Below are 20,810 nucleotides of genomic sequence, written 5' to 3'. Positions count from 1 at the left end.
AGTCTCAGGACACACACAACCGTTCACAGGTGGGAGCCGTCTCGTCTGTCGAGCCATCAGGCTCCACAGACACCCTTGGGCCCGCGCGGCGACCGTCGCGGCGGGCCCCCTTCTCCACCTTGGGGAACGAACATGCGCATACGTGCCACCGTGGCCGCTGTCAGCGGCGCCCTGGCCCTTTCCGCTCTCGCCCTTCCGTCGGCCGCCCAGGCCGACGGCGCGCACGGTTCGACCGGCAGCACCGCCGAGCTGGCGCGCGCGGCGCAGTCCGCCGCCGCGCCCTCGGCCGCCAAGGCCGGCGCCCGCTCCGCCGCACCCGCGGCCGAGCCGGGTCCGCTCGACCTCACCTTCTCGAAGTTCACGATCAACGGCGGCAAGCCGCTGGTGGTGGGGACCACGTACACCAAGCGCGTCCCGACCACCTTCACGGTGACGCACGCCGCGAACGTGGACATCTTCGCCGAGGACTTCATGCTGGAGGTCGGGCTCTACCGCGGTTCGTTCGACAACCCGGCCAACGAGTTCTACGGCGACGACACGCCCGTCTGCAAGAAGGTGTCCGCCACGGTCGCCACCTGCAAGGGGAACATCGCGGTCTACCCCGAGTTCGACCTGTTCGGCAACGCCGACGCCACGAAGTGGAAGGCCGTGGGCTACGCGGTCGCGCTCAACGGCCAGGACCCGGAGGACGTCGACCCGGGCGACATCGGCTTCGTCGTCCAGGACAACCTGGGCACGACCCTCGTGCAGCGCGCGTCGAAGCAGACCGTCAACGCCTCGCCCGAGCCGGTCAAGAAGGGCAAGACCATCACCGTCACCGGCTGGCTCTCGCGGGCCAACTGGGACGACTTCAAGTACCACGGCTACACCAGCCAGTCCGTGAAGCTCCAGTTCCGCAAGAAGGGCAGCAGCACCTACACCACGGTGAAGACCGTCAAGACGAACAACAAGGGTGACGCGAAGACGACCGTGAAGGCCACGGTCGACGGCTACTGGCGCTACAGCTTCGCCGGTACGTCCACCACCCCGGCCGCCACCGCCACGGGCGACTACGTCGACGTGAAGTAGCCCGGCCAGGGCCGCCGCCTCATCCCCCGAAGCGGCGGCCCACCAGCCGCCACGCGTACTCCAGCGCCACCGACGCCACCACCGCGATGCCCACCGCCGTCCACGGCATCTGCGTGCCCACCAGCTTCAGCGCGAAGAAGTCCTGGAGCCACGGCACCGCGAGCACCACCAGGAACGCCAGGCCCATCGCGGCCACCAGGCAGATCCGCCACCAGGTGTACGGGCGGGCGATGATCGCCAGGACCCACATCGAGACCAGGAACAGCGTGAGCGTCGCCGCGCTCGTCTCCGCGTCCAGCGCGCCCGTACCGGCGTAGTGGTGCCGGGCGACCAGGTACATCACGAAGGTCGCGGCGGCGCAGATGACGCCCGAGGGGATCGCGTACCGCATGACGCGGCGCACGAAGTGCGGATGCGCGCGCTCCTTGTTCGGGGCGAGGGCCAGGAAGAACGCCGGGACGCCGATCGTCAGCGTGGACAGCAGCGTCAGATGGCGCGGCAGGAACGGGTACTCGACCTGGAAGCAGACCACCAGGACGGCCAGCAGCACCGAGTACACGGTCTTCGTCAGGAACAGGGTGGCGACCCGGGTGATGTTGCCGATCACGCGGCGGCCCTCGGCGACCACCGACGGCAGGGTCGCGAAGCTGTTGTTCAGCAGCACGATCTGGGCGACCGCGCGCGTCGCCTCGGAGCCCGAGCCCATGGAGACGCCGATGTCGGCGTCCTTCAGCGCGAGGACGTCGTTGACGCCGTCGCCGGTCATCGCGACCGTGTGCCCGCGCGACTGGAGCGCGGCGACCATCTCCCGCTTCTGCTGCGGGGTGACCCGGCCGAACACCGCGTTCCGCTCCATCGCGGACGCCATCTCGTCCGTGTCCTCGGGCATCCGGCGCGCGTCCAGCGGATGGTCCGCGCCCTCCATCCCGAGCTTCGCGGCCACCGCGCCGACCGAGACCGCGTTGTCGCCCGAGATCACCTTCGTGGCGACCCGCTGCTCGCCGAAGTACGCGAGGGTGCGCCCCGCGTCGGGCCGCAGCCGCTGTTCCAGTACGACGAGGGCTGCCGGCTCCGCCCCTTCGGCCGCGTCCGGCGCGTCCAGCTCGCCCCGCGCCCGGGCCAGCAGCAGCACCCGCAGGCCCTGTTCGTTGAGCTGCCCGATCTCCGCGAGCGCCGGGTCGTCCTCGGACAGCAGCACGTCGGGCGCGCCGAGCAGCCAGGCGGAGGAGGCGCCGCCGTCCTCGGTGAACGCGGCGCCGCTGTACTTGCGGGCGGAGGAGAAGGGCAGGGTGCCGGTGGTCGTCCAGGCGCCTTCCTCCGCCGCCGGGTAGGCGTCGATGATGGCCTGGAGGCTGGCGTTGGGGCGGGGCTCGGACGCGCCGAAGGCCGCCAGGACGCGGCGCAGATACGGTTCCTCGGCGTCCCCCAGCGGGCGCAGCTCCGTGACGTCCATGCCGCCCTCGGTGAGCGTGCCGGTCTTGTCCAGGCAGACCACGTCGACCCGGGCCAGGCCCTCGATGGCGGGCAGCTCCTGCACCAGGCACTGCTTGCGGCCCAGGCGTACGACCCCGATCGCGAAGGCCACCGAGGTCAGCAGGACCAGGCCCTCGGGGATCATCGGGACGATCCCGCCGACCGTGCGGGCGACGGAGTCCTTGAAGTTGTGCTCCTTGACCACCAGCTGGCTGATCACCAGGGCGGTCGCGGTCGGCACCATCATCCAGGTGATGTACTTCAGGATGGTCGAGATGCCGCTGCGCAGCTCGGACCGGACGAGCGTGAAGCGGGACGCCTCCTCGGCGAGCTGCGCCGCGTACGCCTCGCGCCCGACCTTCGTCGCGGTGAACGCGCCGCCGCCGGCGACGACGAAGCTGCCGGACATGACCGGGTCGCCGGTCTTCTTGAGGACCGGGTCCGCCTCGCCGGTGAGCAGGGACTCGTCCACCTCCAGGCCGTCCGCCTCGGCGACCGTGCCGTCCACGACGACCTTGTCCCCGGGGCCCAGCTCGACCAGGTCGCCGAGGACGATCTCGGAGGTGTGGATCTCGGCGGCCTGCCCGTCGCGCCGGACGACGGGTTTCGACTCACCGATGACCGCGAGGCTGTCCAGGGTCTTCTTGGCCCGCCACTCCTGCACGATGCCGATGCCGGTGTTGGCGATGATCACGAAGCCGAACAGGCTGTCCTGGATCGGCGCGACGGCCAGCATGATCACCCAGAGCACGCCGATGATCAGGTTGAACCGGGTGAAGACGTTGGCCCGGACGATCTCGGTCAGCGACCGCGAGGACCGCACCGGTACGTCGTTGACCTCGCCCCGCGATATCCGCTCGGCGACCTCGGCCGCCGTCAGCCCGCGCCCGGGGGCACCGGCGCGCTGCTCCCCGGAAAGTTCGGATGCCCGCTGCGTCATGGTTCGACGGTACGGGGCTCCGCCTCAGTCGGCCTGCGGATCCGCCGCCGATGCCGCCGCCGCGCGCTTGAGGGCCGCGTCCCGCCCCCGTACGTACCAGATGCCGATCAGGCCGAGGCCCGCGCCGGCCAGGCAGGTCCACACCCACCACAGGTGGCCGTGGTCGTCGTACCAGTTGTAGAACGGGATCTGGACGAGGAAGAGGACGAACCAGAGGATCGTGCCGCCGGTGATGGTCGCGACGACCGGGCCCTCCAGGGGCTCCGGCGCCTCGTGCTTGGGTGTCCACTTCGCCATGCGGCCAGTGTATGCGTCGCGTATATAAGCCCTGTCGGGCCAGTCGGCCCAAGGGTCTACGCGCGGAGATAGCGATCTTCGCCTTATGTATTCATACTGAATCTGCTTATGACTGGCTCGAATTATTCGTGTGAAAGTCCAAAGCTGACCACTTTTGAACCCCTCTACGCACCCTGACTGAGGTCATACATGTCCCCCTCGGCCACCGCTAAGGTCGACGCCACGCCGCCTCCGCCCTCCCCGTCCTCCGGCGGCCTGGACGGCTTCTTCAAGATCTCCGAGCGGGGGTCGTCGGTTGCCCGCGAGATCCGTGGCGGATTCGCGACCTTCTTCGCGATGGCCTACATCATCGTGCTGAACCCGATCATCCTGGGCAGCGCGAAGGACATGTACGGCCACCAGCTCGACGGCGGCCAGCTGGTCACCGCGACCGTGCTCACCGCCGCGTTCTCCACGCTGCTCATGGGCGTCATCGGCAACGTGCCGATCGCGCTGGCCGCGGGCCTCGGTGTCAACACCGTCGTCGCCCTCCAGCTCGCCCCCCGGATGAGCTGGCCCGACGCCATGGGCATGGTGGTCCTCGCGGGCATCGTGGTCATGCTGCTGGTCGCGACCGGGCTGCGGGAACGCGTGATGAACGCCGTACCGGGCTCGCTCCGCAAGGGCATCGCGATCGGTATCGGCCTGTTCATCCTGCTCATCGGCCTGGTCGACTCGGGCTTCGTCTCCCGCATGCCGGACGCCGCGCACACCACCGTGCCGCTCCAGCTCGGCTCCGACGGCCACCTCAACGGCTGGCCCGTCCTGGTCTTCGTGCTGGGCGCGCTGCTGACCCTGATCCTGATCGTCCGCAAGGTGCCGGGCGCGATCCTGATCTCCATCGTGGCGATGACCGTGGTCGCGCTGATCATCGACGCGGCCGCCGACCTGCCGGGCGAGGCGTGGGGGCTGACCGTGCCGGAGTGGCCGGGCAATCCCGTGGCCACGCCGGACTTCGGGCTGCTGGGTCACTTCAGCCTGTTCGGCGGCTTCCACAAGGTGGGCGTGCTGACCGGCATCCTGTTCGTCTTCACCGTGCTGCTGTCCTGCTTCTTCGACGCGATGGGCACCATCCTCGGTGTCGGCGACGAGGCGAAGCTGACGGACGCCAACGGCAACTTCCCGGGCATCAACCGGGTGCTCCTCGTGGACGGTGTCGCGGTCGCCGCGGGCGGCGCCACCTCCTCCTCCGCCTCGACCTGCTTCGTGGAGTCCACGGCGGGCGTCGGCGAGGGTGCCCGCACGGGTCTGGCCAGCATCGTCACGGGCCTGCTGTTCACGGTGGCGCTGTTCCTCACGCCGCTGGCGACCATGGTCCCCTCGCAGGCGGCGACCCCCGCCCTGCTGGCGGTGGGCTTCCTGATCATCGCGGGCTCGGTGCGGGACATCGACTGGAGCGACTTCACGCTGGCGATCCCGGCGTTCCTCGCGATGGTCATGATGCCGTTCACGTACTCGATCACCAACGGCATCGGCATCGGCTTCATCGCCTTCACCGTGCTGCGCCTGGCCTCCGGCCGGGGGCGCGAGGTGCCCGCCGCGATGTACGCCGTGTCGGCGGTCTTCGTCTTCTACTACATGATGCCGGCGCTCGGCCTCACGTAAGGGCGGTGCGCGGACCGGCCCCGGGGGTCAGTTGACCTCCTCGGCCGGCACGCCCTCCGCCGGGCAGAGCTTCTCCTGCCCGTAGAACTTCTCCGTCTCCTCGACGGCCGACTGGAAGCGCTCGTCGAAGTCGTCGCGAATGAGCGTCCGGACCACATAGTCCTGGACGCTCATTCCGCGTTTTGCGGCATGCTGCTTGAGCCGGTCGAGCAGCTCACCGTCTATGCGCAGGCTGAGCACTGTCGATCCCATGCCAAGCAGGGTTACGCCCCACGGGCCCGCCGCGCGAGATTTTCCGCCGGTGGCTCACTCGTTTGGGTGATCGATTGGTGATCCGGCTCTGGGCCGGGGTGATCCCGCTTACGCGCGTGTAACACAAGTGGTCTTTAGAGTAGGTAATGAGTTACGCTAACAAACATGCCTGACCTGATCCACGACAGCGACAGTGCCGCCGCCGTGAGCTCCCTCCGTTCCGCCGTCATGCTGCTCGGCCGGCGCCTGAAGCACCAGCGCGTCGACGAGTCGCTGAGCCCGACCGAGATGTCGGTGCTCGGGACGCTCGCCCGTTGTGGTTCCGCCACCCCGGGTGAGCTGGCCCGCAAGGAGCATGTCCAGCCGCCGTCGATGACCCGCATCGTCGCCTTGCTGGAATCGAAGGGTCTGGTCAGGCTGGAACCGCACCCCGATGACCGTCGTCAGAAGATGGTCAGCCAGACCGAGCAGGCCGAGGCCATGCTCGCCGAGAGCCGCAAGAAGCGGAACGCCTGGCTGACCACGCTCGCCGAGGGCCTGGACGAGGACGAGTGGGAGACGCTGCGCAACGCGGCGCCCGTGCTGGAGAAGCTCGCCCACCTGTAAGAGGTACGTCCCCGTCGACCAGCAAGATGTCCACGCCGAGGAGGCGAACCCTTTTGAGTACGGGATCCGGAGCAGACTCCGCCCCCGCACCGACTTCCACCCACGAGAGCAAGACCGGCGGGACCTTCTCGTCGCTGAAGATCCGCAACTACCGCCTGTTCGCCACGGGCGCCGTGATCTCCAACACCGGTACCTGGATGTCCCGCATCACGCAGGACTGGCTCGTTCTGAGCCTCACCGGGTCCGCCGCCGCCGTAGGCATCACCACGGCGCTCCAGTTCCTCCCCATGCTGCTGTTCGGCCTGTACGGCGGCGTCATCGCCGACCGGCTGCCGAAGCGCAAGCTCCTGCTCGTCAGCCAGGCCGCCCTGGGCGCCTGCGGTGTCGTGCTCGCCGTGCTCACGCTCTCCGGCGTGGTCCAGGTCTGGCACGTCTATCTGATCGCGTTCCTGCTCGGCATGGTCACCGTGGTCGACAATCCGGCCCGGCAGGCGTTCGTGTCCGAGATGGTCGGCCCCGCGCAGCTGCGCAACGCGGTCAGCCTGAACTCGGCGAACTTCCAGTCGGCCCGGCTCATCGGTCCCGCCGTCGCGGGTGTGCTGATCACCACGGTCGGCAGCGGCTGGGCCTTCATGTTCAACGGCCTGTCGTTCCTCGCCCCGCTCGTCGGCCTGATGATGATGCGGCCGAGCGAGCTGCACAAGGCGGTCATCGTGCCGCGCGGCAAGGGGCAGCTCCGTGAGGGGCTGCGGTACGTCTCCGGGCGCCCCGAGCTGATCTGGCCGATCGTCCTGGTCGGCTTCGTCGGCACCTTCGGCTTCAACTTCCCGATCTGGCTGACGGCCTTCGCGGACGAGATCTTCCACGGCGGCGCCGGGATGTACTCGTTCTTCAACATCCTCATGGCCGCCGGCTCCCTCGCCGGTGCCCTGCTCGCCGCCCGCCGCCGCTCCTCGCGGCTGCGGATGCTGGTCGCCGCCGGTACGGCCTTCGGCCTGCTGGAGATCGTCGCGGCGCTCGCGCCGAACGTCTGGATCTTCGCGGTCCTGCTGGTCCCGATCGGCATGATCGGCCTGACGACCAACATCAGCGCCAACACCAGCGTCCAGATGGCGTCGGACCCGGCCATGCGCGGCCGTGTGATGAGCCTCTACATGATGGTCTTCGCCGGGGGTACGCCAGTGGGCGCCCCGATCGTCGGCTGGATCAGCGACGCGTACGGCGCCCGCACCGGCATGGTGGTCGGCGGTGCGCTGTCCCTCGCGGCGGCGGTCGGCATCGGTGTGATCCTGGCCCGCCTCGGCGGTCTGCGACTCAAGGTGGACCTGCGCCCGGGCCGCCCGCACGTCCGCTTCGTCCAGCGCGAGCAGCTGGCCACGGCGGCGTAAGGGCTACGCCCGTACGCGACCACGCGACTACGCGGCCCCGCTCCCGGTTCTCCGGGGCGGGGCCGCGTCGCGTTCGCACAGGCCGGTCCGGTTACGCTCGTCGGGTGGACCCGAAGACCAGAAACCGCATCATGGCGGCCGTGCTCGTACTGATGTTCGCCGTCGTCGCCGTGGCGGCCGCCGTCGGCTGACAGGCGCCTCTACCAGGCGAAGTTCTCCGGCGACGGGCCCGGGCCGGGGAAGATCTCCTCCAGCGCGTCCAGCACCTCCGTCGACAGCTCCAGCTCCACCGCGCGCAGCGCCGAGTCGAGCTGCTCCCGCGTGCGCGGGCCGGAGATCGGGCCGGTGATCCCGGGCCGTGTCAGCAGCCAGGCGAGGCCCACCTCACCGGGCTCCAGACCGTGCTTGTCGAGCAGGTCCTCGTACGCCTGGATCTGCGCCCGGACCTTCGGGTCGGCCAGCGCGTCGCCGGAGCGGCCGGAGGTGGAGCGGGCGCCGCCGCCCTCGCGCTCCTTGCGGATGGCGCCGCCGAGCAGGCCGCCGTGCAGCGGCGACCACGGGATGACGCCGAGGCCGTACTCCTGGGAGGCCGGGATGACCTCCATCTCGGCGCCGCGCTCCATCAGGTTGTAGATGCACTGCTCGCTGACCAGGCCGTAGCTGCCGCGCTGCCGGGCGCGCTCGTTGGCCTGGGCGATCTTGTAGCCGGAGAAGTTCGAGGAACCGGCGTACAGGATCTTGCCCTGCTGGATCAGTACGTCGATGGCCTGCCAGATCTCCTCGATCGGGGTGTCCCGGTCGACGTGGTGGAACTGGTACAGGTCGATGTGGTCCGTCTGGAGCCGCTTCAGGCTGGCGTCGACGGCCCGGCGGATGTTGACGGCGGACAGCTTGTCGTGGTTCGGCCACGCCTCGCCGTCGGCGCCCATGTTGCCGTAGACCTTGGTGGCGAGCACGACCTTGTCGCGGCGGTCGCCGCCCTTGGCGAACCAGGTGCCGAGGATCTCCTCGGTGCGGCCCTTGTTCTCGCCCCAGCCGTATACGTTCGCGGTGTCGAAGAAGTTGACGCCGGCGTCCAGCGCGGCGTCCATGAGGTCGTGACTGTCGCTCTCGTTGGTCTGGGGGCCGAAGTTCATCGTCCCCAGGACGAGGCGGCTTACCTTGAGTCCGGTGCGTCCGAGCTGCGTGTACTTCATGGACCCCAAGCCAACTCCTTCGAGCGCGCTCGAAGCAAGCGCTTGTCGGTCTATGCCTGCGCGAACCGGTCCAGTGCCGTGAGGATCGCCCGGCTCGTCGCCGCCCCGCCCAGGTGCCCCGCGTCCTCGATCACCGTCAGCTCCGCGTCCGGCCACGCCTTGGCCAGCTCCCACGCCGTGCCGAGCGGCCCGCCCATGTCCCGCCGCCCGTGCACCAGCACCCCGGGAATCCCGGCCAGCCGCCCCGCGTCCCGGATCAGCCGGCCCTCCTCCAGCCAGGCGCCGTGCGAGAAGTAGTGCGCGCAGATCCGCACCAGCGCCGCCTGCGCCCGGCCGGGCCGCCCGCTGTACGGGTGAGGGCCCGCGTACGCCTCGCCGGACAGCACCGCGTCCTCCCAGGCGCACCACTCCGCCGTCGCCCGCGCCCGTACCTCCGGGTCGGGGTCCGCGGTGCGCCGGGCGTACGCGGCGAGCACATCCGGGGTCGCGTCGCTCGCGGCCTCGGGGACGTGGGCCCGGAAGCGTTCCCACGCCTCCGGGTGGAAGAGGCCGGCGCCCCGGTACAGCCAGTCGATCTCGGAGCGCCGGGTCGTGGTCACCGCCGGGATCACGATCTCGGTCACCCGCTCCGGGTGCCGCTCGGCGTACGCCAGGATCAGCGTGGAGCCCCAGGAACCCCCGTACAGCAGCCAGCGGTCGATCCCGAGGTGGGCGCGGAGGCGTTCCATGTCGGCGACGAGGTGGTCCGTCGTGTTGTGCCGCAGGTCGACGGCCGGGTCGCTCGCGTGCGGCGTCGAGCGCCCGCAGTTGCGCTGGTCGAAGAGGACGACGCGGTAGCGCTCCGGGTCGAAGTACTGCCGGGGCCGCTCGGTGCAGCCGGACCCGGGACCGCCGTGGACGACGAGGGCGGGCTTTCCGGCGGGGTTGCCGCAGACCTCCCAGTAGACGTGGTTGCCGTCGCCGACGTCGAGCATGCCGTGGTCGTGGGGGTCGATCGGGGGGTACTTCTCGGCGCGCATGAGCCTGTGTCTCCTCGCTCGGCGGCGTACAGCTTAGGGGTACGCGGTCGTAGCCTGGCGGCGTGAACGCGACTCCCGAGGTACTCGCCGTACTGGACGACCTGCTCGCCGCCGCGTCCCCCGACGACCGGGGCGCCCTGTGGCAGCTCGACCGGCAGGGGAGGGAGCTGGACGCGAACCTCGTGCGGCTGCCGCCGGGCGCGGAGGTCGGCGAGCACCAGGAGGACGTGCTCGACGTGCTGCTGGTCGTCCTCGCGGGCGGCGGCCGGATCGTGCCCGGCGACGGTTCCGCGCCGCTGATGCTGGCCCCGAGCACGGTCACCTGGCTGCCCCGCACCTCCCGCCGCTCCGTGACGGCGGGCCCGGACGGCCTCGCGTACCTGACCGTGCACCGCCGCCGCCCCGGCCTGACGCTCAAGCCGACGGTGTACGCGCAGGAGGGCGGCGAAGCGCCCTGCGCGCTGGACCGGGTCTGCCCGGAGTGCGGGCGGATGTCGCCGGAGTCGGCGCCGGTGTTCTGCAGCGCGTGCGGGGAGCGGTTCCCGGGGCGGTGAGGTCGCGCGCCTCACAGGTGGCGGTCGAAGAAGTCCAGGCTGAGGCGTACGGGTTCCCGCAGATCCGCCCCCTCGAAACAGTGACCGGCCCCCGGGACGACGACGAACTCGGCGGTGGCGCCCGCTGCCGTGAGCGCGTCCGCGAACCTGCGGCTCTGGTCGCACGGGACGAGCTTGTCCGCGTCGCCGTGCATGAGCAGCGTGGGCGGGGCCGCCGGGGACACATGGGCCAGCGGCCCGGCCAGTCTGCGGACTTCCTCCTGTTCGGCGGCCGGTCCGAGGAGCAGGCTCTCCGGTGAGCCGGGGGCGCGCCCCAGGGTGGTGAGGTCGCTGGGCGCGTACCACGCCACGACCGCCTGAACCTTCGAATCGGGCCCCGCTTCCCGCCGGTCGAGACCGAGTACGGCGGCGAGGTGGCCGCCCGCCGACTCGCCCCAGGCCCCGAACCGCGCGGGGTCCAGCCCCGCTTCCGGCGCGAGGCGGCGCAGGGCGGCGACCGCCGCGCGGACGTCGTCGCGCTGGGCGGGGTAGTGCGCCTCGCCGCTGAACCGGTACTGGACGGTGGCCAGGGCGTATCCGGCGGCCAGCGCGGCCCCGACCGGGTCCGCGACGCCCAGCCAGGAATCGCCGACCCGGGGCGACCCGACGCGCCAGGCGCCGCCGTGGATCCAGATCAGCAGCGGCACGGGCGCGGGGGCGTCGGCCGGCACGGTCAGGTCAAGGAGCAGGGGGCGGTAGCCGTCGATCTCGGCGAAGACGACGTCCCGGTATTCGACCCGATTCATGACGTCCTCCGCCGCTCGACTGCGGCCGAACCTAGCCTCCACGCTCCCTCACGCGCAAGCATTCGCCATATGCGAGCAAAAAACGCGCAAGGGAGCGCAGCTTTCGGTGTCAGTGCTTCGGGCGGCGCCTGCGGCCCAGCAGGAAGATGCCTGCCGTCGCCAGTGCGAAGGCGCCGGCTGCCGCGTAGAGGGTGGTGGTCGTGCCGGTGTCGGCCATGCCGCCGCCGCCATGCGGTGGGCGGTGGTGGCCGCCGTGGTCCGGGTGGGCCGTGGGGTGAGTGTGGGTCGGGTACGGGCCGGGGGAGGAGTCCGTGGGTGTCGGTGTGGGTGTCGAGTCCGTGGGGGACGGGGTGGGCGTCGGCGTCGGGGTGGAGTCCGTGGGGCTCGGGGTGGGCGTCGGCGTCGGGGTGGAGTCCGTGGGGCTCGGGGTGGGCGTTGGCGTCGGGGTGGAGTCCGTCGGGCTCGGCGTGGGGGACGGTGACGGGCCCTCGTCGTCGCAGTCGATGTCGGCGGCGAACGGGAACTGGTGGATCTCCCCCGCGTTCACCGGGGTGCCGTCGTCGCCGAGCGGTCCGGCCGTGAGCTCCCGTACGACGATCGTGCCCTCGACGTTGGACGGGTCGAGGTCCGTGAGGTGGGCGCGGGGCGCGTAGATCGTGCCCTCCAGCGAGTCGCCGTCCGCGATGGTGATGTCGGTGGCGTCGGGGAAGTTCCACAGCATGTAGGGGGCTTGGTCGCCGGAGACGCCGGCGAGGTTCGGGATGTGCCAGACGTACGTGCTGTTCGTGCCGGTCGTGTCGATGTCCACCACGAACGGGGTCGTCGCGTCCGGCTGGTTGTCGAAGGTGATCTCGGACAGGTTGTTCAGCTGCTCGCCGGTCAGCCGGAGTACGTTCGTCTCGCCCTCGGTGAGGGTGATGTGTGCGCTCGTCCCGGCGGGGAAGCCCGTCTGGTCGGGCAGCGGGGTGCCGGAGGCGTCGCGCAGGACGACGTTGGTGGCGCAGGTGTCGATGGCGTCCGAGCGGTCGCGGAAGGTCGCGAAGAGCGCGTCGAGATCCGGCAGGCCCGTCGTGTCGGTGACGGACTCGACCGGCTGGTGAACCGTTTCCTGTACGCGGGGCGTCGAGTCGTAACCGGCGCCCGCGGCGACGATGTGGGTATTCACCTCGGCGCCGTTGGAGTCCTCGTCCAGGACCGTCGAGCCGGTCGGGTCGCCGACCTTCACGTAGCCGTCGCTGAGGACTTGGAGCACGCCCTGCGGCGAGCTGGCCGCATGATCGATTCTTCCGCCGACGAGCAGGGCGGTCGGGCGGTCGTCGCCGGGGGCGGTGAAGGTGCCGGGGGTGTTCAGCGCGACGTTGTACCCCGGCCCGTAGGTGAGGTTGCCGCCAATGGCGACCGGCCCCTCGGTCTCCGTACTGCCCAGGACGGCGTCGTCCTGGACGAGCACCCCGAAGCCGTTGTCCCCGGCCAGCGGGTTGCCGGAGTAGTCGGCCGCGGCGGGGGCGGTGGGGACGGCGGTCGCGGCCAGGCACAGGAGGCAGGCCGTCGTGGCGAAGGCAGCGGTGCGTTTCATGCCCGGGAACGTAAGTCCGTGCTCCCGGCGGCCCCCGGGCGGCGGGGCCGTGGGCCACCCGCACGCACGCGCCCACGTCCCTCCACTGGCGGCCACCCGTACCGCCACTTGAGCAGTCGCTCAAATTGCCCTACTGTCTGCACCGTTGCGATTTGAGCGACTGCTCAATCGAGGGGGCGGGGGATCGTGGGCGCAGGTCTGTACATCGAGACGGAGATCGGGGTTGACCTGGACCTGGTCTGGGAACGCACGCAGGATCCGGCCCAGCACCAGCGCTGGGATCTGCGGTTCACGCGGATCGCGTATCTGCCAAGCGCGGAAGGGGAGCCGCAGCGGTTCACGTACGGCGTACGGGTGCTGCCCGGGTTCTTCGTCTCCGGCACCGGGATCTCCGCCGGTGAGCGCCACCGCCCGGACGGGACGCGGACCTCGGCGCTCCGGTTCGCCTGCGGGCATCCGCTGTCGTTCCTCACCGAGGGCCGGGGCTACTGGCGTTACGTGCCCTGCGCGGAGGGCGGCCTCCGCTTTCTCACCGGGTACGACTACGCGCCGCGCTGGGGCCGGCTCGTGGACCGCCTCCTCTTCCGGCCGCTGATGGGCTGGGCGACCGCCTGGTCGTTCGACCGGCTGCGGCTGTGGTGCGAGCGCGGGATCACCCCGGAGCGGGCGCTGGGGCGGGCCCTGGGGGAGGTGGCGGTCCGGCTGCTCGTCGTGGCCGTGGCGGCCTGGATCGCGCTGCCCGCCGCCGTACCGGTGCTCGTCGCCGCCCTCCTGCTGCCGCCGCTGCCCGGCACCCCGGCGGCCCGCCGCTGCCTGCGCCGCCCGCCGGAGCGCGGCCCCGCCGCCTCCGTCGCCGCCCCGCCCGTCCTGCTCGACCGCTTGGAGCGCCCGTGAACTCGATCTTCCGGCAGGCCCTGGGGGCCGACTTCGACCGCCTCCACCCCCGCATCCGGCGCCGCTTCTCCGTCGGCCTGGACAGCGGCGAGTCCTGTACGGGGCGCGGGGTCATGGACCGCGTCTGGCACGGCGGTCCGTGGGTGCGGCCGTTCCTCGCCCTGGGCGGCACGCGCAACATCCTGCTCCCGCGCGCCGGGCGCGACATCCCCTTCACCATCGAGAACGTGCCCTTCACGGACTCCTTCGGCCGCGAAACGGTCACCTTCGTGCGGACGTTCGCCTTCCCGGACGGGCCCCGGCGCTTCGACGCGACGATGGTCCACAGCCCGGAACGCGGTTGCGTGGTCGACTACCTGGGTACGCACCAGCACCTCGCGACCGACCTGCACCTCACCGTGGACAGCGCGGGCGCCCTCGTCATCCGCTCCGGCGAACACCGCTTCCGGGAGGGCCCGGTGGACGTCCGGGTCCCGCATCTGATCGGGGGCGACGCGGTCGTCCGCGAGTCGTACGACGAGGCGGCGGGCCGCTTCCGCATCCAGGTCCGCGTCACCAACCGCCGCTTCGGCCCCCTCTTCGGCTACGAGGGCTCGTTCACGGCGGAGTACGCACCGGCGCACGGGATACGGCAGGATCTGCGTCCGGTACGCGAGGAGGTACGGGCATGAGCGGGGAACCCCGGAGCAGGGCCGCGCGGTCGTCCGCCGCCGAGGACACCCGTACCAAGCTCCTCGCCGGGGCCCTCGCCACGCTCACCGAGCAGGGCATCGCGAAGACGTCCGCGCGGAGCATCGCCGCGACCGCCGGGGTCAACCAGGCCCTCGTCTTCTACCACTTCGGCACCGTCGACGACCTTCTCGCCGCCGCCTGCCGTTACGGCGCCGAGCAACGCCTCGCCGCCTACCGGGAACGCCTGGACGCGGTCCGCTCCCTGGGCGAACTCCTCGCCGTGGCCCGCGAGCTGAACGCCTCCGAGCGCGCGGGCGGCCAGGTCGCCGTCCTGGGCCAGCTGCTCGCCGGAGGCCAGACGCAACCGCGCCTCGCGGCGGCCACGGCGGCGGGCCTCACCCTCTGGACCGACGAGATCGAGCGGGTCCTCGCCCGCGTCCTGGCGGGTTCACCGCTCGCCGAGTTCGTGGACGTGACGGGCCTGGCGAAGGCGGCCTCGGCGGCGTTCGTCGGCCTCGAACTGTACGAGGGCGTCGACCCGGCCGGGGCCGAACGCGCCCTGGCCTCCCTGGACCAACTGGCCGCGCTGGCCGCCGCGCTGGAGGGCCTGGGCCCGGTGGCGCAGCGGGCGGTGCGGTCCCGGCTGCGCAGGTCGGGGAGCCGGGGGCGGGCGTGAGCGTGCTGGGGAGGCGCGCTGCGAGGTGGCGCGTACACGAGGGGGCCGCCCGCCCCGGCCCCTGGCGGCGCGGCAGGGTCCTCGCCGCCCTCTCCGCCCTGACCGCGCTCCTCCTCCTCGTCCCCGGCCTCGTCCCCAACACCCCCGGCCGCCTCGGCAGCCTGCTGGAATCGTTCCTGCCCTGGCTCGGGCTCGCCGTCGTGCCGCTGCTGACCCTCGCCGTGCTGCGCCGGTCGGCACTAGCGCTGGTGGCCGTGGTGCTGCCGGTGGCGGCGTGGGCGTACGCGTTCGGCGGGCTGCTGCTCCCGGCGGCGGACCCGGGCCCGCGTGACCTGGTCGTCGTGCAGCACAACGTCAGCGACGTGAACGACGACCCGGCGGGCACCGCCCGCGCGCTGGCGGCCCGGGGCGCCGACCTGATCGCCCTGGAGGAGCTGGTCCCGGAGGCGTTGCCCGCGTACGAGACCGGACTCGCGGCGCGCTACCCGTTCCACGAGGTCCGGGGCACGGTCGGGATCTGGTCGCGGCACCCCCTCACCGGCACCCGGGCGGTGGACATCAAGCCGGAGTCCATCGAGGGGCCGTGGAGCCGGGGCCTGCGCGCGGTCGCCCGCACCCCGCACGGCGAGGTCGCGGTGTACGTGGCGCACCTGCCGTCCTTCCGGCTCGGCGCGGGCGGCCTCGGCACCGCCCGCCGCGACGAGAGCGCCCGGCTGCTGGGGCGGGCGCTCGACGCGGAGACCACGGGCCCGGTAATCGTGCTCGGCGACTTCAACGCCACGGTGGACGACCGGGGGATCGCCCCCCTGACGTCCCGACTGAACGTCCCGAAGCGCGGGTTCGCGTTCAGCTTCCCGGCGTCCTTCCCGCTGGCGAGGATCGACCAGGTGATGGCGAGGGAGGCGACGGTGGGCCGGGTCCGCACGCTCCCGGCGACGGGGAGCGATCACCTGCCGGTGACGGCGCGGGTGACGCTGGACTGAGGGCGCCCCCGAAAACGGGATGCCCTTCCCGTACGCCGTACTTAGTATGCGCGGGCGCACGCCAACGAATCGGAGACGTAAGGCACATGACGCCCCACCTTTCAGCGATCGGCTTCCACGCCACCGACCCGCCGAACCTCGCCCGCTTCTGGGCCGGGCTCCTGAACTGGGAGCTGTCCGGCGACGGCACGGTCGCCCTTCCCCCCGACGGCAAGGGTTACGCGCTCCGCTTCACCGAGAGCCAGGCGCCCAAGACCCGGCAGAACCAGGCGCACTTCGACCTGACGAGCGCGACCCCGGAGGCCCAGCGGGACACGGTCGCCCGCGCGCTGGAACTCGGCGGCCGGCACATCGACATCGGCCAGACCCCGGAGGAGGGCCACGTCGTCCTCGCCGACCCGGACGGCAACGAGTTCTGTGTGATCGAGGCGGGCAACACGTTCCTCGCGGACACCGGGGTGATCGGCGCGGTCGCCTGCGACGGCACCCAGGCGGTCGGCTACTTCTGGAGCGAGGCCCTGGGCTGGCCGCTGGTCTGGGACCAGGACGAGGAGACGGCGATCCAGTCCCCGGAGGGCGGCACGAAGATCACCTGGGGCGGCCCGCCGGTCAACGAGAAGCCGGACGTGAACCGCCTGTACTTCGAGCTGACGCTCCCGCCGGACGTGGACGGGGAGGCGGAGACCGCCCGCCTCGTCGAGCTGGGCGCGCGGCGCGGACCGAATGGCGTCTTCCTGGACCCGGACGGCAACGAATTCACGCTACGGAAGGCTGCGGAATGACCAGCAGGTTCACCGAGTTGAGCATCGACTGCCACGACCCGGAGCGCCTGGCGGCCTTCTGGTGCGAGGTCCTGGACTTCACGGTGCTCGACCGCGGGAAGGACATGGTCGAGATCAGCTCCTGGGACCCGACGGCAGAGGACATCCGGGCCCGCCAGATGGCGCCGACGCTGTATTTCCACCGGGTCCCGGACACCAAGGCGGTCAAGAACCGCCTCCACCTGGACGTGAGCCCGATCGACCGCTCCACGGAGGCCGAGGTCACCCGCCTCCTCGCCCTGGGCGCCACCCGGGTGGACGTGGGCCAGGGCGAGGGCCGCAGCTGGGTGGTCCTGGCGGACCCGGAGGGCAACGAGTTCTGCGTCGTACGCACGCTGGCGCCGTAGTAACGCCCCTGTAACGGCGCGCACCTAGCTTCCGGTGGCCGGCTGTTTCGCGCCAACCCTTGCGCGGGACAGCGAAGTTAGGAGCGCGCGGTTACGAACTGCGCCTGAACGCAGAGGAATTGCACCATGTTGCGACACAACGCCTGGCGCGGAGTCATGGTCGGCGCCACCCTGGCCGGGCTCACCGCCTTCGGCTCGGGCGCGGCGACCGCGGCGCAGGCCGACGCCACCCCGTGCCACATCGACGGGTACGTCTGCATGACCACGAACGACATCTACACGCCGACGGTGTACGTCGCCGACGGGGACGACTACACGTTCCTGCGGCCCACCGAGGTCACCACCATCTCGAACGACACGTCGAAGCTGTACTGCGTCGACGCGGAGTACAACCTCTCCGTGCGCCCCGGCGAGACCGTCACGCTCCCGCACACGGTCACCTCGCTGGGCCCCACGTCCGGCGGCTGCCTCTCCTGATCCACGCCCCCGGGGTGCCACCCGGCGCCCCGGGGTCAGCGCGTCCCCGGCAGCCTCATCTCGCCCGCCCGCAGCCCCGCCTGGAAGCGGGACGCCGCCTGCAACGTCACCATCAGGTCCGCCACGCGGCGGCGGTACGTGCGGAGGGAGAGGCCGAGGTGGCGGGCGGCCGAGTCGTCGGTGCGGCCGGTGCTCAGGGCCTCCAGGATGCGGCGGGCGTCCGGGGTCAGCTGCGGGGTGTCCGTGGCGAGGTACGCGTCGTAGTCCGCCGACCGGTCCCACATCGCGTCGAACAGCGAATGCACCCCGTCGATCATGGTCTTCGCGGTGGTGACCGAGAATTCGCGACCCGTGGGCGCCTCGCGGCCGGCCAGGATCATGACGCGGCGGTCGATGATGATCGTCTCGTGCGGCAGCTCCGCGTCGGTGATGCGGACCTGGGCGCCGCCGTCCAACACCAGCCGCAGGTGCTCGCGGGTCGCCTCGTCCGCCAGGGCCGCCGGGGTGAGCAGTTTGCGGGTCGTGAAATCGGGGCCCGGGGTCGTCCAGGTCTCCGGCCGAGGCCAGGTCGTCAGCGTACGGGCGGCGCACAGGAACTCGGTGCGGGCGGATTCGAGGAGGTGTCCGGCGCGTGTCAGCAGCTCCGCGTCGCCGTGGACCGAGAAGATCTGTTCGTTCCGCATACCGCCAGTCTGGCAGTACGGCTGGCAGCAACCTGCCACGCGCTGGGCCGTGCCCGGCCCTCCGGAGAGCATGAATCCATGACGACCACCACGTTCGCCCTCGGCGGCGACCTCACCGTCAACCGTCTCGGCTTCGGCGCGATGCGCCTGCCCATGAGCACGTTCGACGGCCCCACCCGTACCCCGGAGAACGGCATCGCGGTGCTCCGCCGCGCCATCGAGCTGGGCGTGAACCACATCGACACCGCCGCGTTCTACGCCCGGGGCGACGTCCGCGCCAACGACCTGATCCGGGAGGCGCTCGCCCCCTACCCCGACGACCTGGTCATCGCGACGAAGGTCGGCCCCCTGCCCGGCCCGGACGGCCACCCGAGCGCCCAGGCGACCCCCGACCAGCTCCGCGCCCTGGTCGAGGCGGACCTGACCGCCCTCGGCGTCGACCGGCTCGACGTCGTCAACCTCCGGGTGGGCGGCATGAGCGGCCCCGGCGGCGAGTCCGTCGCCGAACGCTTCACCGTCCTGGCCGCCCTCCGCGAAGAGGGCCTGATCCGCCACCTCGGCGTCAGCAACATCGACGCCGCCCAGCTCGCGGAGGCCCGCGCCATCGCCCCCGTGGTCTGCGTCCAGAACCCGTATGCGGACGACCTGGCCCTCCTCGCGGAGTGCGAGGCCGCGGGCATCGCGTACGTCCCGTTCTTCCTCCTCGGCGGCGGCCTCACCCCCCTGGACACGACCCGCCTGGAAAAGGTCGCGACCCGCCTGAACGCCACAACGGCCCAGGTCCAGCTCGCCCTCCTCCTGGCCACGTCCCCGACCCTGCTCGCCATCCCCGGCACGGGAAACCTCGCCCACCTGGAGGAGAACATGGCGGCCCGCGACCTGGTCCTCACCGAGGAGGACGTGGCGGAGCTACGGGGCTGACGCCCGGGTCAGGGCCGTCCGGACCCTCCCCTACGCGGTCAGGTCGGGCTCGAAGTAGCCCGGTGTGCGGAACAGGCCCGCGAACGTGCCGGGGCCGTGGCGGTCGTCGAGCCAGGCGCAGAGGCCCGTCGTGTTGCCGCTGATGATGGCAGTGAGCAGGCGCCTGTGGCACTCGTCCTCCTCACCGGGGGCGAACTCCCCGAGGAAGTGTGCGTACCGGCGGTTCACGCCCGTTTCGTAGTTCCGGAGCGCTGCGGCGTATCGCGTCCGCTCGGTGCTGTCCGGGACGGTCACCGCTCGGTGGCGGTCGTCCTCGGTGAGCGTGCCCGTCGCGTCCCGGAAGGCCAGCGCGCCGAGGACGTCGCGGGGCGCCGGGATGCCGCAGCGCTTGGCGGCACCCCGGGCTATGGAGCGCGCCTCCTTGTCGCACGCGCCCTCCATGACGATCCCGAGATTGCGTGTGTGGCGACTCCCGCGTTCATCGATGACAGAGTACGACTGGCCCGAAACGCGGCGGTAGTTGATCCCGTACTGGGTGCGGACGGGCACCCCGGCCGCGTCCACGTACCGGCGACGCGAGCCGTAGTGGAGGCAGTCATGGGCGTACGCGCGCAGCAGGTCGATCAACGCGAGCGAGGGCTGCTCGGGAATCCGCCGCTCCATGGAGCCCTGCATGGTGACGACGGCGACCATCTGGAGGTGCCGGTAGCCCTGGTCGGGGTGGTGGAAACCGCCGTAGGCCCCAGGGCGAGAGGACTCGCAGCCGACCAGCACGCGGTCGAGCGGCAGCATCTTCGACAGTCCGAAGCCCGCATACCGGCGCCCGGCTTCGGCCACACCCGCGTGGAAGGGCGACGTGTCCATCCCCTCGGCGGCCCATCGGCCGAGGATGTCCGAGAGCGGGTGGAACATGTGATCGGGGTGTTTCGCCGTGAGCGAGGACGTGTCGGCGCGCATGGCGGAGAGGGACGCCAAGGTGCCCGCTCCGGCGACGGACTCGTTCGGGGCGAGCGCCGTCAAGGCGTGGGCGCCGACTTGATGAGCTGGACGTGGGACTCCTGCAACCCTTCCGGGAGCGTGTCCGGGCTGAACCACTGCGCCTCCAGGATCTCGAAGCTGTCGATCTTGAGCGTTCCTCCGACGTGCAGAGCCTCGTACGCGATCTCCACGCGGAGCCTGTAGCCGCTGGTCACCTGGACGAGCCGACCCGGCACCACGACGAGGCCGGTCTCCTCCCGGACTTCACGCACCACCGTCATCGGGAACTCCTCGCCCTTGACGGCGTACCCGGTCGGAAGGCCCCAGGGCCGGTCGGCCGGCCACATGCGGTGCTTCAGGAGCAGGACTTCCCCGGCCTCGTTGCGCACGACACCGGTGACGCCGACCATGAACTTGGCGTGTGCGAACCACAGGACACGCCATTGCAGCGGGCCGCGCATCAGCTTCCACGCGCGGGCAACGATCTGTTTCATGGACCGCAACGCTAGAGCGTCCGCAGCCCTGTCACCGAGCAGGTTCTACGTAGTTGCACGCCGATT

The 20,810-nt window shown here is 71.4% G+C and carries 23 protein-coding genes; 13 read left to right on the top strand and 10 right to left on the bottom strand.

Going from position 1 to position 20,810, the window contains the following annotated elements:
- Positions 1-132 precede the first annotated feature (132 nt).
- On the top strand, positions 133-1,068 hold the full coding sequence (locus NEH16_RS13980) for a hypothetical protein (protein WP_265542519.1): 936 nt from the start codon (positions 133-135) through the stop codon (positions 1,066-1,068).
- 19 nt (positions 1,069-1,087) lie between these two features.
- Here NEH16_RS13980 and NEH16_RS13975 read toward each other — a convergent pair whose 3' ends face one another.
- Together NEH16_RS13975 and NEH16_RS13970 are read right to left on the bottom strand one after the other, a co-directional pair.
- A complete protein-coding gene (locus NEH16_RS13975; protein WP_265542517.1) occupies positions 1,088-3,481 on the bottom strand; it encodes an HAD-IC family P-type ATPase in 2,394 nt (797 codons plus the stop codon).
- A gap of 24 nt (positions 3,482-3,505) precedes the next feature.
- Positions 3,506-3,778 (bottom strand): DUF2530 domain-containing protein, encoded by a 273-nt coding sequence (locus NEH16_RS13970; protein ID WP_073964668.1) that lies wholly within the window; start codon positions 3,776-3,778, stop codon positions 3,506-3,508.
- Positions 3,779-3,967: 189 nt separating this feature from the next.
- On the opposite strand from NEH16_RS13970, the gene NEH16_RS13965 reads away from it, so the two are divergent.
- A complete protein-coding gene (locus NEH16_RS13965; protein WP_073964667.1) occupies positions 3,968-5,422 on the top strand; it encodes an NCS2 family permease in 1,455 nt (484 codons plus the stop codon).
- Positions 5,423-5,449: 27 nt separating this feature from the next.
- Here NEH16_RS13965 and NEH16_RS13960 read toward each other — a convergent pair whose 3' ends face one another.
- On the bottom strand, positions 5,450-5,674 hold the full coding sequence (locus NEH16_RS13960; RefSeq protein WP_265542514.1) for a hypothetical protein: 225 nt from the start codon (positions 5,672-5,674) through the stop codon (positions 5,450-5,452).
- Positions 5,675-5,839: 165 nt separating this feature from the next.
- On the opposite strand from NEH16_RS13960, the gene NEH16_RS13955 reads away from it, so the two are divergent.
- Positions 5,840-6,280 carry a MarR family winged helix-turn-helix transcriptional regulator gene (locus NEH16_RS13955; protein WP_018101514.1) on the top strand — a complete coding sequence of 147 codons (441 nt, stop codon included), beginning with the start codon at positions 5,840-5,842 and terminating at the stop codon, positions 6,278-6,280.
- A gap of 53 nt (positions 6,281-6,333) precedes the next feature.
- Complete coding sequence (locus NEH16_RS13950; RefSeq protein WP_073964665.1) at positions 6,334-7,668, top strand: MFS transporter; 1,335 nt, start codon at positions 6,334-6,336, stop codon at positions 7,666-7,668.
- A gap of 200 nt (positions 7,669-7,868) precedes the next feature.
- Here NEH16_RS13950 and NEH16_RS13945 read toward each other — a convergent pair whose 3' ends face one another.
- Both NEH16_RS13945 and pip read right to left on the bottom strand, forming a co-directional pair.
- Positions 7,869-8,864, bottom strand: a complete 996-nt coding sequence (locus NEH16_RS13945; protein ID WP_073964664.1) for an aldo/keto reductase — start codon at positions 8,862-8,864, stop codon at positions 7,869-7,871.
- Between the two features lie 50 nt (positions 8,865-8,914).
- Positions 8,915-9,883 (bottom strand): prolyl aminopeptidase, encoded by a 969-nt coding sequence (pip, locus tag NEH16_RS13940; protein ID WP_265542510.1) that lies wholly within the window; start codon positions 9,881-9,883, stop codon positions 8,915-8,917.
- Between the two features lie 62 nt (positions 9,884-9,945).
- On the opposite strand from pip, the gene NEH16_RS13935 reads away from it, so the two are divergent.
- Positions 9,946-10,437 (top strand): hypothetical protein, encoded by a 492-nt coding sequence (locus NEH16_RS13935; RefSeq protein ID WP_265542508.1) that lies wholly within the window; start codon positions 9,946-9,948, stop codon positions 10,435-10,437.
- Between the two features lie 11 nt (positions 10,438-10,448).
- Here NEH16_RS13935 and NEH16_RS13930 read toward each other — a convergent pair whose 3' ends face one another.
- Together NEH16_RS13930 and NEH16_RS13925 are read right to left on the bottom strand one after the other, a co-directional pair.
- Positions 10,449-11,222 carry an alpha/beta hydrolase gene (locus tag NEH16_RS13930; RefSeq protein WP_265542506.1) on the bottom strand — a complete coding sequence of 258 codons (774 nt, stop codon included), beginning with the start codon at positions 11,220-11,222 and terminating at the stop codon, positions 10,449-10,451.
- Positions 11,223-11,331: 109 nt separating this feature from the next.
- Positions 11,332-12,798, bottom strand: coding sequence for a choice-of-anchor A family protein (locus tag NEH16_RS13925; protein WP_265542504.1), 1,467 nt, complete (start codon positions 12,796-12,798; stop codon positions 11,332-11,334).
- 186 nt (positions 12,799-12,984) lie between these two features.
- On the opposite strand from NEH16_RS13925, the gene NEH16_RS13920 reads away from it, so the two are divergent.
- From NEH16_RS13920 to NEH16_RS13890, 7 genes are all read left to right on the top strand, one after another.
- A complete protein-coding gene (locus tag NEH16_RS13920; protein ID WP_265542502.1) occupies positions 12,985-13,692 on the top strand; it encodes a hypothetical protein in 708 nt (235 codons plus the stop codon).
- Positions 13,689-14,363, top strand: coding sequence for a DUF4166 domain-containing protein (locus NEH16_RS13915; protein WP_073964658.1), 675 nt, complete (start codon positions 13,689-13,691; stop codon positions 14,361-14,363). Before NEH16_RS13920 ends, NEH16_RS13915 begins: the two co-directional genes overlap by 4 nt.
- Positions 14,360-15,040, top strand: a complete 681-nt coding sequence (locus NEH16_RS13910; protein ID WP_265542500.1) for a TetR/AcrR family transcriptional regulator — start codon at positions 14,360-14,362, stop codon at positions 15,038-15,040. Before NEH16_RS13915 ends, NEH16_RS13910 begins: the two co-directional genes overlap by 4 nt.
- 2 nt (positions 15,041-15,042) lie before the next feature.
- The gene (locus NEH16_RS13905) at positions 15,043-16,023 is read left to right on the top strand and encodes an endonuclease/exonuclease/phosphatase family protein (RefSeq protein ID WP_374215693.1); all 981 of its coding nucleotides are present in this window, start codon (positions 15,043-15,045) and stop codon (positions 16,021-16,023) included.
- Between the two features lie 86 nt (positions 16,024-16,109).
- On the top strand, positions 16,110-16,805 hold the full coding sequence (locus NEH16_RS13900) for a VOC family protein (protein ID WP_265542499.1): 696 nt from the start codon (positions 16,110-16,112) through the stop codon (positions 16,803-16,805).
- A complete protein-coding gene (locus NEH16_RS13895; protein WP_265542497.1) occupies positions 16,802-17,191 on the top strand; it encodes a VOC family protein in 390 nt (129 codons plus the stop codon). Before NEH16_RS13900 ends, NEH16_RS13895 begins: the two co-directional genes overlap by 4 nt.
- 126 nt (positions 17,192-17,317) lie before the next feature.
- Positions 17,318-17,668: a hypothetical protein gene (locus NEH16_RS13890; RefSeq protein WP_265542495.1), complete on the top strand. Its 351-nt coding sequence runs from the start codon at positions 17,318-17,320 to the stop codon at positions 17,666-17,668.
- A gap of 35 nt (positions 17,669-17,703) precedes the next feature.
- Here the strand turns inward: NEH16_RS13890 and NEH16_RS13885 are convergent, their stop codons facing one another.
- Entirely contained in the window at positions 17,704-18,351 is a 648-nt protein-coding gene (locus NEH16_RS13885; protein WP_265542493.1) for a DNA-binding response regulator, read from the bottom strand.
- Between the two features lie 78 nt (positions 18,352-18,429).
- Between NEH16_RS13885 and NEH16_RS13880 the strand changes: the two genes are divergently transcribed.
- Complete coding sequence (locus NEH16_RS13880; RefSeq protein WP_265542490.1) at positions 18,430-19,272, top strand: oxidoreductase; 843 nt, start codon at positions 18,430-18,432, stop codon at positions 19,270-19,272.
- Between the two features lie 30 nt (positions 19,273-19,302).
- Here NEH16_RS13880 and NEH16_RS13875 read toward each other — a convergent pair whose 3' ends face one another.
- Complete coding sequence (locus tag NEH16_RS13875; RefSeq protein WP_265542488.1) at positions 19,303-20,292, bottom strand: hypothetical protein; 990 nt, start codon at positions 20,290-20,292, stop codon at positions 19,303-19,305.
- Positions 20,289-20,744 (bottom strand): NUDIX domain-containing protein, encoded by a 456-nt coding sequence (locus NEH16_RS13870; RefSeq protein WP_265542485.1) that lies wholly within the window; start codon positions 20,742-20,744, stop codon positions 20,289-20,291. Before NEH16_RS13870 ends, NEH16_RS13875 begins: the two co-directional genes overlap by 4 nt.
- Positions 20,745-20,810: the final 66 nt, after the last annotated feature.

The organism is Streptomyces drozdowiczii (assembly GCF_026167665.1).
GTDB classification, from domain to species: domain Bacteria; phylum Actinomycetota; class Actinomycetes; order Streptomycetales; family Streptomycetaceae; genus Streptomyces; species Streptomyces drozdowiczii_A.
Note: the sequence above shows the minus strand (reverse complement) of the source record. Positions and strands in the feature narration are given on the sequence as shown.